11 protein-coding genes are annotated in these 13,462 nt (G+C 50.1%); 4 read left to right on the forward strand and 7 right to left on the reverse strand.

Annotated elements, in window-relative coordinates; all coding sequences use genetic code 11:
- Positions 1–31 precede the first annotated feature (31 nt).
- From cobB to lolC, 5 genes are all read right to left on the reverse strand, one after another.
- Positions 32–853 (reverse strand): Sir2 family NAD+-dependent deacetylase, encoded by an 822-nt coding sequence (gene cobB / locus AC0IXI_RS15245; protein WP_064517967.1) that lies wholly within the window; start codon positions 851–853, stop codon positions 32–34.
- Positions 854–856: 3 nt separating this feature from the next.
- On the reverse strand, positions 857–1,768 hold the full coding sequence (gene nagK / locus AC0IXI_RS15250) for an N-acetylglucosamine kinase (protein ID WP_064517965.1): 912 nt from the start codon (positions 1,766–1,768) through the stop codon (positions 857–859).
- Between the two features lie 91 nt (positions 1,769–1,859).
- Positions 1,860–3,104 (reverse strand): lipoprotein-releasing ABC transporter permease subunit LolE, encoded by a 1,245-nt coding sequence (lolE, locus tag AC0IXI_RS15255; RefSeq protein ID WP_134183432.1) that lies wholly within the window; start codon positions 3,102–3,104, stop codon positions 1,860–1,862.
- Complete coding sequence (lolD, locus tag AC0IXI_RS15260; protein WP_064517961.1) at positions 3,104–3,808, reverse strand: lipoprotein-releasing ABC transporter ATP-binding protein LolD; 705 nt, start codon at positions 3,806–3,808, stop codon at positions 3,104–3,106. Before lolD ends, lolE begins: the two co-directional genes overlap by 1 nt.
- Positions 3,801–5,000, reverse strand: coding sequence for a lipoprotein-releasing ABC transporter permease subunit LolC (gene lolC / locus AC0IXI_RS15265; RefSeq protein WP_471682724.1), 1,200 nt, complete (start codon positions 4,998–5,000; stop codon positions 3,801–3,803). Before lolC ends, lolD begins: the two co-directional genes overlap by 8 nt.
- 300 nt (positions 5,001–5,300) lie before the next feature.
- Between lolC and AC0IXI_RS15270 the strand changes: the two genes are divergently transcribed.
- From AC0IXI_RS15270 to ldtC, 3 genes are all read left to right on the forward strand, one after another.
- Positions 5,301–6,374: an acyltransferase family protein gene (locus AC0IXI_RS15270; protein ID WP_064517957.1), complete on the forward strand. Its 1,074-nt coding sequence runs from the start codon at positions 5,301–5,303 to the stop codon at positions 6,372–6,374.
- A 151-nt stretch (positions 6,375–6,525) separates the two neighbouring features.
- Entirely contained in the window at positions 6,526–9,972 is a 3,447-nt protein-coding gene (mfd, locus tag AC0IXI_RS15275) for a transcription-repair coupling factor (protein WP_471683236.1), read from the forward strand.
- Positions 9,973–10,179: 207 nt separating this feature from the next.
- On the forward strand, positions 10,180–11,121 hold the full coding sequence (ldtC, locus tag AC0IXI_RS15280) for a L,D-transpeptidase LdtC (RefSeq protein WP_064517955.1): 942 nt from the start codon (positions 10,180–10,182) through the stop codon (positions 11,119–11,121).
- Between the two features lie 106 nt (positions 11,122–11,227).
- Here the strand turns inward: ldtC and bhsA are convergent, their stop codons facing one another.
- The gene (gene bhsA / locus AC0IXI_RS15285) at positions 11,228–11,485 is read right to left on the reverse strand and encodes a multiple stress resistance protein BhsA (RefSeq protein WP_064517952.1); all 258 of its coding nucleotides are present in this window, start codon (positions 11,483–11,485) and stop codon (positions 11,228–11,230) included.
- Between the two features lie 247 nt (positions 11,486–11,732).
- Here bhsA and AC0IXI_RS15290 point away from each other — a divergent pair, with 247 nt between their 5' ends.
- Positions 11,733–12,365: a TetR/AcrR family transcriptional regulator gene (locus AC0IXI_RS15290; protein ID WP_151995507.1), complete on the forward strand. Its 633-nt coding sequence runs from the start codon at positions 11,733–11,735 to the stop codon at positions 12,363–12,365.
- A gap of 29 nt (positions 12,366–12,394) precedes the next feature.
- On the opposite strand, the gene AC0IXI_RS15295 is transcribed toward AC0IXI_RS15290, so the two are convergent.
- Positions 12,395–13,288, reverse strand: coding sequence for a siderophore-interacting protein (locus tag AC0IXI_RS15295; RefSeq protein WP_413497796.1), 894 nt, complete (start codon positions 13,286–13,288; stop codon positions 12,395–12,397).
- Positions 13,289–13,462: the final 174 nt, after the last annotated feature.

The following is a 13,462-nucleotide window of genomic DNA, read 5'->3' on the forward strand; positions in this document are numbered from 1 at the left end:
TAGGCGGGCAGCATCGACTACCCGCTTTTTGTTATAGCCCTTTCAGCAAGCGGTCGACATACTCCGGCACCACTTCACTGGCTAAGCCGTAGAATTTTTCCTCGAACTCACTGCCAACCTGGCTCGGTTCAAGGTTCAGCTCAACAGTATGCGCGCCTTGTAAACGGGCTTCGTGTACGAACCCGGCAGCTGGGTACACATGGCCCGAGGTGCCGATAGCAATAAAGTAATCAGCCGTAGCAATTGCCTGATAAATCTCATCCATACCCAGTGGCATTTCGCCAAACCACACCACATGTGGGCGCAGCGGTGCAGAAAGCTGACAGCAATGGCAGCGGTCTTCGCGGGTAATATCCCCTTTCCACTCCAGCACTTGCCCACTGCGCGCACAGCGAACTTTCAGCAGCTCACCATGCATATGGATGATGTTTTTATTGCCAGCTCGTTCATGGAGGTTATCAATATTCTGCGTCACCAACAGGAAGTGATCACCCAGTTCTTCTTCCAGACGAGCCAGTGCCAGATGGGCAGCATTCGGTTTAATTTCCGACTGCTGAAGTTGCTGGCGGCGAGCGTTATAAAACGCCTGTACCAATTCAGGATCGCGAGCGAAGCCTTCAGGCGTCGCAACATCTTCAACCCTATGCTCCTCCCACAAACCATCAGTGGCACGGAAAGTTCGAATGCCTGACTCAGCGGAAATGCCCGCGCCGGTCAGAACCACAACTCTGGGTTTTTCCATCGCTTCGGGTCCAGGTATATCTCTGAAAAAAGCACGCTGACGTAAACGCTGACGGAGCAGACGCTTAGTTTTGCGAAACCGGCTTAGCCGATGTTGACGACGCGATAGCATAATTTACTCCGTGAGATGCAGGAATGCCGCACCACGCATACCACCGGCATCACCATGTCGCGCAGGTTCAATACGCGGTACTTTTGCCACAGGCAGAAGATACTTAGGTAGACGCTCAGGCAGCTGCTGGTACATCTCAGTAAAGTTAGACAACCCACCGCCAATCACGACCAGATGCGCATCAATTGCCGTTAACAGGCTGCCAAGACAGCAGGCCAGCAGCTCAACGAAGCGATCGACATGGGCTACAGCCTTTTCATCACCTGCGCGATAGCGGGCAACAATTTCTTTAGAGTCCAGTGGTTCAGAGTAGAAGTGCTGATAAACCCACGCAAATCCACGGCCAGAAAGATAGTTTTCAATACAGCCATGTTGCCCGCAACCGCAGCGCGTGAGGGGAATATCACGGCCCAGCACATTCAGTGCATCAACTGGCAGGCGGGTATGACCAAACTCGCCGGTAATATAGTTGCGCCCGGTAATGGATTTACCGTTGACGATGATGCCACCACCAACACCCGTGCCGAGAATCAGGCCCATGACCACCGGGTAATCACGAAACTCATCGTCCCAGGCCTCAGAGAGCGCAAAACAGTTCGCATCGTTGTCCATGCGTACTTCACGCCCGAGCATCGCGCTCAGATCGGCCTGTACCGGTTTCCCGCTGGCTGCTGGGACATTCGCCGCGTATAACGTGCCATCATCTGTGACGGGCATTCCGGGGATACCAATACCCACCGAGCCTTGAATACCAAAACGGCTATCGGCTTCCTGTACCATGGAAGCGATAGCCGCTAAAAAGTTCTCATAACTGTCATGCGGGGTGGGAACACGTTTTTCCCATTGCAAACGACGCTCACTGTCGTAGACCCCAAGAGCCATCTTACTGCCACCAATGTCAAATCCGTAATACATCGTTTCTCCCTATATCCGTCATACTTCAAGCTCCAGGGGTGCAGCCTACCTGCAACTTGAAGTACTCAGGGTATATATTTTGGTGAAGAATTTATTGTCCGCTTAATACTCGCGCCGGATCGATATTACTGGCTCGGCGCGCCGGATACCAACTGGCAAGTAAACTCAGTAGCAATGCTGTGATCAGCACATAAAATACATCCAGCCAATGCAGTTCAGATGGCAAGAAATCAATGAAGTAGATATCGCCTGACAAGAACTGGTGACCGATTAATTTTTCAATCACGTGGATAATATTGGTCAATTGCCAGGAGGCCAGCACCCCAACAATCACACCACTTACACTACCCAGCAACCCCGCCAGCAGACCGTACCAGACGAAAATGGCGCGAATCAGACCATCTTTTGCCCCAAGGGTACGCAATACAGCAATGTCGCTGCTCTTGTCTTTAACCGCCATGACAAGCGTGGAAACGATGTTAAAACAGGCAACGCCGATAACCAGCACCATCGCCAGATACATGATGGCGCGAATCATTTGAATATCGCGATACATATAGCCGTAGGTGCCAATCCAGCTTTTGATATAGACGTAAGCGTTGGTAACTTCGCCGGCATCGCGCACAAGCTTATTGGCATTGAAGACGTCATTGACCTTGATAGCGATACCGGTAACGCTATCGCCCATATCCAGATAGCTCTGCGCATCAGCCATTGGCACCATTGCCAGGCTGTGGTCAAGCTGACCACTTAGAGCCAGGATTCCAGTGACATGCAGGCGAACACGTTTGGGTTGCAGAAGTTTAGTGCCACCATCACTGTTCGGAATCATGATGGAGACCCAGTCGCCCTGCTTCACCTTCAGCGCATCGGCAACACCTTTACCAATAATGATTTGCTGCTGACCCGCTTTAAAGTCCTTCCAGCCATTGTTCTGCACATATTCAGGCAACGCGCTCAGGTGAGTTTCCTGTTCTGGATCGACGCCTTTTACCACGATGGCGCGCAGGTTAGCACCGCTTTCCACCAGGCCAGTGAAGTTGATGTATGGTGCGGCAGCGACGATGCCTTTAACCTTCTCGACACGTTGCAACACACCTTTCCAGTCGTGGAATGGCTGATTAACCGGCTCGATTTCACCATGTGGCACAACCGCAAGCACGCGATTATTCAGCTCGCGCTCGAAACCGTTCATCGCACTCAAACCCACAATCAGGACCGCTACACCCAATGCGATACCTAACGTGGAAATAATTGAGATAAGAGACACCATGCCGCTGCGACGACGCCCGCGGCTAAAACGTAAACCAATCAGCAGTGACAGTGGCGAAGCCATTAATCGGCTCCCATCAAAGTCAGCTCATGAGTCAGCCGACCATCTTGCATTTCTAACTGGCGAGACATGCGTTTCGCCAGTTTGAGGTCGTGAGTCACCACCAAAAATGCGGTTCCCTGGCGCACATTCAGCTCGCCAAGCAGTTCGAAAATGCTATCTGCATTACGTGCATCGAGGTTCCCGGTCGGTTCATCGGCCAACACAAGGCGCGGGTTATTTACCAGCGCACGAGCTATCGCCACACGCTGGCGTTCGCCACCGGACAACTCTGACGGACGGTGATTACTGCGGTGATCAAGCCCTACCGCTTTTAGCATATCCAGCGCACGTTGCTTTGTTTCATCGGTATTCTTTTTGCCGATGAGCAGTGGCATGGCGACGTTTTCCATCGCGGTAAAATCAGGCAGCAAATGGTGGAACTGATAAATAAACCCCAGCTCCCGGTTGCGCAGCTCGGCTTTCGCAGAAGAGGACATTGAGCTCATTGCTTTGCCGTTAAAAATGACATCGCCTGACGTTGGCGTATCCAGGCCACCCAATAGGTGCAGCAAGGTACTTTTACCAGAACCGGAGCTGCCGACAATCGCCATTAACTCGCCGGTGTTGATGCTGAAGCTGACATCATGCAACACGTCCGTTTGCACTTTGCCTTCCTGATAGCGTTTGCACAGTTTGTCACACTGCAACAGGACAGAATTACTCATAACGTAAAGCCTCAGCGGGAAGTGTCGCGGCGGCACGCCACGATGGATAAAGCGTGGATAACAAAGCGACAGCCATAGCAATAATCGCAATCACAATAACTTGTACAGGGTCGATAGCGACCGGCAGCGCAGCACCATCGAGCAACGCGCCAATAATCGGCATCAAGTTGTTCAACTGGCTGGCAAGTAGCGCGCCTAACAGCGCACCGAGCAGCGCACCAATAACTCCCGCACTCGCCCCCTGCACCATAAACACTGCCATGATTTGGCGACACGTCAGCCCCTGAGTCTGGAGAATGGCAACTTCGCCTTGTTTCTCCATCACCAGCAAACCGAGCGAGGTAATGATGTTAAATGCAGCAACGGCCACAATCAGGCTCAGCAGCAGCCCCATCATATTTTTTTCCATGCGCACAGCCTGGAACAGCTCACCTTTACGCTCGCGCCAGTCTTTCCACTCGGTACCCGCAGGCAAGGTTTGTTGGCTCAGGACATCCACCTTGAGTGGTTCAGCCAGCCATAAGCGCCAGCCGGTAATATTACCTAACGGATAACGCATCAGGCGTGATGCATCTTGCTGGTTCACCAGCATTTGATAACCATCGACTTCGCTATTAGCCGCGAAGGTACCAATCACATTAAACAAACGCTGACTTGGCAAACGACCCATAGGCGTAAACTGACTGGCAGAAGGCACCATTACACGGATGCTATCGCCACGCTTAATGCCCAATTGCCCGGCAAGTTGTTCACCAAGAATAATGTTGTACTGCCCAGCGACCAGGTCTGTTTGCTTCACGTTGACCAGGAACGGCGAAAGCGGATCTTTTTCTTCCGGGTTAACCCCTAGCATGACACCCACTGCAACGCTGCGCGCACTCTGCAGTACTACGTCACCCGTAGTAATCGGTGCAATGCGCGTAACACCTTCGAGTTTTAGGTCTTTCGCAGGAAGTGTTTCGGGGTTAATAGAGCCGCTGGTTGAGGTGATTACAGCTTGTGGCATCAAGCCAAGAATGTTGTTTTGCAGCTCACGTTCAAAGCCGTTCATCACGGAAAGCACCGTGACCAGCGCCATTACGCCAAGCGTAATGCCAATAGTCGACAGCCAGGAGACGAAGCGACCGAAGCGGTCAGCTGCTCGCCCACGCATGTAGCGCAGGCCTATAAATAACGCGACAGGTTGATACATGTATTCCGTCTTGTGGCAGTTGCGGATGCAAAGTTGGCAAGAAGTATATAAGCGATACCGCATCAAGTAAATGAAACGTAACGTTTTTTTGATATTTCAGAACATGTGAAATACCAATTAAATCAAACTCATAACATCTTGTTTTCGCTGTAAAGCCACATCAATTCGTTTATTAATTAATCATGCGGAATTTCTGAAATGTGCCTGATTCTTACAAAAACAGACAAATCAGGTAAAAAATTGCCCGGCGATCTTCCACCCTGAAAGCAAATATCGGCCAACAGAAGATTAAGCCCGCGCATGAAAAATAAACAACTGTGGATCAACCATATCAAGGGGCTATGTATCTGCCTTGTCGTTATCTATCACTCGGTGATCACCTTTTACCCGCATTTGACGCAACTTGAAGCTGGTCTGCCTGAATACATTGCGAAAAGCTGGATCTACCTGAATCTCTATCTGGCACCTTTTCGTATGCCAGTGTTCTTCTTTATTTCTGGCTTTTTAATCACCCGCTATATCGAGTCGGTGAAATGGCGTGACTGCGTGGATAAGCGCATCTGGAATATTTTCTATGTCCTGGTGCTGTGGGGTGTTTTGCAATGGTTGGGAATTTCGCTTATCAATCAGTGGCTAGCCCCCGACCTGGTACGTAACCCCACGTCTAATGCCGCGTACTCGGAAACCCTGTTGCAATTTGCCACCAGCATGGCAAAAGCCAGCACCAGTCTTTGGTATCTCTATGCGCTAATAATCTATTTCGCGATATTCAAAAGTCTGCGTCGCTATAAAGTTCCGGTAATCATCATGCTGCTTGGAGTAAACGTGGCAATCAGCTTTATGCCGTTGCCGTGGTGGGGCATGAACAGCGTGGTGCGCAATATGTGTTATTACGGTTTGGGCGCATGGTTTGGCCCACAATTGATGACGTGGATGAAAACGACCCATTTCCGCCAACATCCGCTGCTTTGTACTGCAGGCGCTCTGCTCTCCGTAGCGCTGTATCTGGTGAATGTCCCAGTAGTGATTTCCGTGGTGTCGATTTTTGTCATCATGAAGCTGTTTTACATTCTGGATAGTTGGCGCGAGAGCCGTTCCGATGCATTTCTGAATATCGTTGGTTCTAACACCATTGCCATTTACACCACCCACCGCATCATCATCGAAGCGTTGAGTTTGTTTATGATCGGGCAAATTAATGCAGACAGAATCTCCGATAACCTGCTGATCGCCGTTTTACTGGTTTATCCGTTTGTCAGCCTGGCAACGTGCACTCTAATAGGTTTGGGATTCAGGAAATTATCGCGTGCGCTATTGGGCGATATGCTTTTTACCCCTCCCACCAAAATGGTGTTCGCGACTGACATCCGCTAAACGTTCTTTCTCAGGAGGCGTTGCGATTGGGTTGCTAATACAAAACGATCGCGGATAATAAACAACATTGTTTTCGAGTGCTTATCAATACCCTGCAGCTTGATAGATGAAGGGTAAACACGGCGCAACCTGAGAGATGCTGACGTCCACCATGTCTGAAAATTATCGCTATTCCTTACCTGTTAAAGCTGGCGATCAGCGCCAGCTTGGAGAACTCACCGGTTCAGCTTGTGCGACCGAAGTTGCCGAGATCGTCGAGCGCCATAGTGGGCCGGTGGTGCTGATTGCTCCTGATATGCAGAATGCTCTACGCCTGCATGACGAAATTAGCCAGTTTACGGAAAGCCTGGTGGTGAATCTTGCTGACTGGGAAACGCTGCCGTACGACAGTTTTTCACCGCATCAGGAAATCATCTCTTCGCGTTTATCCACGCTGTATCAATTGCCAACCATGCAGCGCGGCGTACTGATATTGCCAGTCAACACTTTGATGCAACGCGTCTGCCCGCATAGTTATTTGCATGGCCACGCGCTGGTGATGAAAAAAGGTCAACTTTTATCGCGTGATAACCTGCGTAGCCAATTAGAACAGGCAGGTTATCGCAGCGTTGATCAAGTTATGGAACACGGTGAATTTGCTACCCGTGGCGCATTACTAGATTTGTACCCGATGGGCAGTGAGCAGCCTTATCGCATCGACTTTTTTGATGATGAAATCGACAGCCTGCGTGTGTTTGATGTCGATACTCAGCGCACACTTCAGGAAGTTGATGCCATCAACTTACTCCCCGCTCACGAATTCCCGACCGATAAAACGGCTATTGAATTGTTCCGTAGCCAGTGGCGCGACAAGTTTGACGTGAAGCGCGAACCTGAACATATCTATCAGCAAGTCAGTAAAGGCATGCTGCCGGCCGGGATTGAATACTGGCAGCCGTTATTCTTTAGCGAACCATTACCGCCGCTGTTCAGCTATTTCCCAAAAAATACCTTGCTGATAAACACCGGCGATATTGAAACCAGCGCCGAGCGCTTCTGGCAGGATACGTTCGCCCGCTTCGAAAACCGTGGTGTTGATCCAATGCGCCCTCTGCTGCCACCAGAAAGTCTGTGGCTGCGCGTGGATGAACTCTTCAGTGAGCTAAAAGCCTGGCCGCGAATCCAGTTAAAAACCGAATCTCTGGCCGACAAAGCCGCGTTTACCAATCTGGGTTATCGCGTATTACCCGACCTTTCGGTTCAGGCGCAACAGAAAGCACCGCTCGATAATTTGCGTAAATTCCTTGAGTCTTTCGCCGGCCCGGTAGTGTTTTCCGTAGAAAGTGAAGGCCGCCGCGAAGCGTTGGGCGAGCTATTGTCACGCATTAAAGTGGCGCCAAAACGCATCTATCGTCTTGATGACGCGGTAGATAAAGGCCGATACCTGATGTTGGGTTCGAGCGAACACGGCTTTATCGACACCCTGCGTAACCGGGCATTAATTTGCGAAAGCGACTTGTTGGGCGAGCGCGTTAGTCGTCGACGTCAGGACAGCCGTCGCACCATTAACCCAGATACCCTGATTCGTAACCTCGCAGAGCTGCGTACCGGGCAACCGGTCGTGCATCTTGAACATGGCGTTGGGCGTTATGCCGGTTTAACCACCCTGGAAGCGGGCGGCATCACCGCTGAATATTTGATGCTGACCTATCATGGCGATGCAAAACTGTACGTGCCGGTTTCGTCTCTCCATTTGATTAGCCGCTATGCGGGCGGTGCCGAAGAAAACGCGCCACTGCATAAACTCGGCAGCGATGCGTGGTCCCGTGCACGCCAGAAAGCGGCAGAAAAAGTGCGAGATGTTGCTGCTGAATTGCTGGATATTTACGCGCAACGCGCAGCCAAAGAGGGCTTTGCCTTTAAGCATGACCGCGAGCAGTATCAGTTGTTCTGCGACGCCTTCCCATTTGAAACTACGCCGGATCAGGCACAAGCCATTAACGCGGTATTAAGCGATATGTGCCGGCCGCTGGCGATGGACCGGCTGGTATGTGGTGACGTGGGCTTTGGTAAAACCGAAGTTGCGATGCGCGCCGCATTCCTTGCGGTTGAAAACCACAAACAAGTTGCGGTGCTGGTGCCAACCACCCTGCTTGCGCAGCAGCACCTGGATAACTTCCGCGACCGTTTCGCCAACTGGCCAGTGCGCATCGAAATGCTGTCACGTTTCCGTACGGCTAAAGAGCAGGCGCAAATTCTCGAAGAAGCACGAGAAGGGAAAGTCGATATTCTGATCGGTACGCATAAGCTATTACAGAATGACGTGAAGATGAAAGATCTCGGCCTGCTGATTGTCGACGAAGAACACCGCTTCGGCGTGCGTCATAAAGAGCGCATTAAAGCCATGCGTGCCGATGTCGATATCCTGACGCTAACTGCCACACCAATTCCACGTACGCTGAATATGGCAATGAGCGGAATGCGCGATTTGTCGATTATCGCAACGCCTCCGGCACGCCGACTGGCAGTTAAAACATTCGTTCGCGAGTACGACAGCCTGGTGGTTCGCGAAGCAATCTTGCGTGAAGTGCTGCGTGGTGGCCAGGTCTACTATCTCTATAACGATGTAGAAAACATTCAGAAAGCAGCCGATCGCCTCGCCGAGCTTGTACCGGAAGCGCGTATTACTATCGGCCATGGCCAAATGCGTGAGCGTGAGCTGGAACGAGTGATGAACGACTTCCACCACCAGCGTTTTAACGTGCTGGTGTGTACCACGATCATCGAAACGGGTATCGATATTCCGACTGCCAATACCATTATTATTGAACGTGCAGACCATTTCGGCCTTGCACAGTTACACCAGTTGCGTGGCCGCGTGGGGCGTTCGCATCACCAGGCTTATGCATGGCTTCTGACGCCACATCCGAAAGCAATGACCACCGATGCGCAGAAACGCCTGGAAGCTATTGCGTCGTTAGAAGACCTGGGTGCGGGCTTTGCGCTGGCGACTCACGATCTTGAAATTCGCGGTGCGGGTGAATTACTTGGTGAAGGCCAGAGTGGTTCGATGGAAACTATCGGTTTCTCGCTGTACATGGAGATGCTGGAAAACGCCGTCGATGCGCTCAAAGAGGGCCGCGAGCCGTCGCTTGAAGATTTGACCAGTAGCCAAACCGAAGTTGAACTGCGTATGCCCGCGTTGTTACCAGATGATTTCATCCCGGACGTCAACACCCGCCTGTCGTTCTATAAACGCATTGCCAGTGCCAAAACGGCACATGAGCTTGATGAATTAAAAGTGGAATTGATTGACCGCTTTGGCCTGCTGCCGGATGCCGCTCGCAATCTGCTGGATATTGCGGCATTGCGTCAGCAGGCGCAAAAACTTGGCGTGCGTAAGATTGAAGGTCATGACAAAGGTGGTGTGATTGAGTTTGCTGAGAAAAACCACGTTAACCCAGTTTGGTTGATTGGTTTGCTGCAAAAACAGCCGCAACATTACCGTCTGGATGGGCCAACGCGACTCAAATTTATTGAAGACCTCGCAGATCGTAAAGCGCGTATGGAATGGGTACGTAACTTTATGCATCAGTTGGCGCAGAACGCTATAGCGTAGTTCTCATGGTGGCGGGTGGCGCATGCGCTTACCCGTCCTCCTCCATTTCATCGTAACATTTACACATCCTTTCAATCCGCCAGGATTTCCCGACATCTCCCCCTGCCATAATCATCGATTAACTTTTTTATAACATTAACCATAATACTTATAGGGTTTATCGTGATTACCTCTTTGAGCGTTTTATCATCTCGCAAGGCACGCGCTATGCGGTGGCTGGCGTCGATTATGCTGGTTAGCGCAGCACTCACCGCTTTTAACGCGAATGCCAACTCTTATCCTCTACCAGCAGAAGGCAGCCGTCTTATCGGTCAGAATTTTTTCCATGAGGTAAAAGATGACGGTGGTTCACTTGAGGCTATCGCCAAAAAATACAATGTGGGCTTCCTTGCTTTATTACAGGCCAACCCTGGCGTCGATCCCTATGTTCCCCGTGCGGGCAGTGTTTTGACCATTCCACGTCAGATGATACTGCCGGATGCGCCACGTGAAGGGCTGGTTCTCAATCTTGCCGAGCTACGCGTTTACTATTATCCCAAAGGAAAGAACAGCGTGACGGTTTATCCGATTGGTATCGGCCAGCTTGGCGGTGATACGGTAACGCCAACGATGGTGACCAGTGTTTCAGATAAACGGGCCAATCCAACCTGGACGCCAACTGCAAATATTCGCGCTCGTTACCTGGCAAATGGCATCAAGCTGCCAGCTGTTGTTCCTGCCGGGCCTGAGAACCCAATGGGCCATCATGCGATTCGTCTCGCAGCCTTTGGCGGAGTTTATCTACTGCACGGAACTAACGCAGATTTCGGCATTGGCATGCGTGTCAGCTCGGGCTGTATTCGTCTGCGTGATGGCGATATCAAAGCGCTGTACAAAGATATGCCTGTCGGAACGCCAGTTCGCATTATTAATACCGCGATTAAAACGTCCATCGAGCCAGATGGCAGACGTTTAGTTGAGGTGCATCAGCCACTGTCGAAAAATATTAATGATGATCCTCAAGTGCTGCCGATTACGCTGACTGAACAAATGAAACAGTTCCAGGCCGCCCCTGAAACTGACGCGACAGTTATGGAACAGGCGATGCTGCACCGCTCGGGCATGCCAATTGAAGTTAACGCGCATACTGTAGCGACCAACGAAATCTGATTATCACGCTAGTTCGGATAGAAAAAAGGCCCTGTTTTTCAACAGGGCCTTTTTTATTGAATGGGCGCGACCAACACCGCTGCAACTTGAAGTATGAAGGGTATGCTTATTTATAAATTACCGCAGTACCGTGCAAAGTGTTCGGGCCGGTAACTGAAGTAATACGGAATGAGCTGGCACCCATTTGTTCGGCTTTCTCAGCCAGTTGATCTTCCAGCGAACCCAGGTTTGTCCCAGCTGTTGCGGTGATTGTGCCGACTTTCTGTTGACCGGTTGGCGTTGCCTGCACTTCAACAGCGGCAAAGCTTGCGAAAGAGAGTGAACTAAGAACAGCAGCAGCGATAAGAGTTTTTACGTTTTTCATGTTATTTACCTTGAGCAGATTATTTAGTAGGCCGTTAAGTTCTTTACTTAACGATCGATAACTAAATCATAGATGTGATCTGCATCACACGTCAAACTATTTTTATAACGCTCGTTAATTATTTTATAAACCCACTATTTTTCATAAGCATAGGATTAAATTATTTTTAATAATCAACCTCTGGCTTACGCGTGTTATTATTTTTATAATGATCGTTCACTAAACAGACAAAGGTTAAACGGTTCCCATGTCCACTGACACGAGTTGCATTAAAAAAAGCCGTGGCCGACCGAAGGTGTTTGATAGGGAAGCTGCACTTGACAAGGCCATGGCTTTGTTCTGGAAACACGGCTACGAAGCCACTTCTATGGCACATTTAGTTGAAGCAACAGGTGCAAAAGCGCCAACGCTTTATGCAGAGTTCACCAACAAAGAAGGTATGTTCAAGGCAGTATTAGATCGCTATATCGCACGAGTAACGCAGCAGCGTGAGGCTTGCCTTTATTGCGAAGATCGTACTCTGGAACAGACCCTGGAAGATTATCTCTCTTTGCTGGCAGAGATGTTTACTGACAAAGAGACACCATCAGGCTGCTTTATGATATGTACCTCTGCGGTGCTGGCCGTCTCTTCGGAAGATATCTCCGCGATGATAAAAATGCGTCAGTCGATGCAGGAAGCGACTCTGGTTCACTTCCTGGAGCAGCGACAGCAAAAAGGTGAAATTCCGGCAACCACAAGCGTACGCAATCTGGCGAAATATCTCTGTTGTATCATTCAGGGGATGTCGATCAGCGCAATCGAAAATGCCAGCTATGAAGAGCTGATGCAGATCGTGAAAACCACACTACGATTGTTACCGGAACTAAAGAAAATCTAACCATGGGCGGCTTTACCGCCCTTTTTGTATTAACGCTCTCGCCCTTTGCTCCAGTAGGCCATAAAGTTGATGGCGTCATGGCTCACACCGCATTCTCCAATTAAGTAACGGCGCAGCATTTTCACAACCGATGATTCCGCCGCAACCCAGCCGTAAAAAGCGTTACTGGCCGTTGTGGCTTTATCCCACAACAGTTCACCTTCAGCCTCTTCATTAACTGTTTCTGTAATCCCCGCAGCTTTAGGGAGTTGGGAACATTCACTTACCGCCTTGAGTAAGCACTCCCCATGCCTTGCGTTGACAGCCTTTCGCGGCAACCAATGAATTTTCGCAAAACCAAATTCACTTAAATCCACGCAATCCCCCTGCTCCGGGACTTCAAAAAACGCCTGAATTTCTGGAGGATTTTGCAGTTTCGATAGCAGTTCAAGTATGCCTCGCGCCGCAGGCAATGCAGTTTCATCCGCAACAATTAATCCCTGGCGCAAATCCGCAGGTGGCGTCCATTCATAACCGCCGCTGTCTTCCGGGTAATCGGCATTCGGCGCGACAATTTGTATTTTGTCACCGGATTGCGAGCTAATCGCCCATGCGGAGGCAGGCCCTTCCGTGCCGTGACTGACGAATTCAACAGTCACTTGCTGACGCTCGCAGTCAACGTGCCGCAAGGTATAAGTGCGCACAATCGGCCGCTTTTCTTTGGGTAATTCTTGCAACAACGAATACCACTGCCCATGTTCTGGCAAGTTCGGAATTGAGCCATCTTCAGACGGGAACAACATTTTGATTCGCTGGTCGGGCGAATCACATTTCATGTTTGCCACATCCGGACCGCCAAATACCAGACTCAACAGCGAAGGTGAAACGTGTGATTTATGCATTAGCTGCACATTAAACAATCTGTAGCTTTGTACCTCTGCCATTTCAGCTCCTTTGCCTTGTCTTGCCATCGCCAAAAAAATTACCCACAGAAATCATATGATTATTCATAAGATTAATTTGAGAAATACTATCAATTGAGATTGATAATGAGAACCGTTATCGGCAGAATTCAGCTCGTTCTTATTTCAAAACATTTTCAAATGTTAATATTTTCC

It is taken from the genome of Buttiauxella sp. AC038 (genome assembly GCF_979253565.1).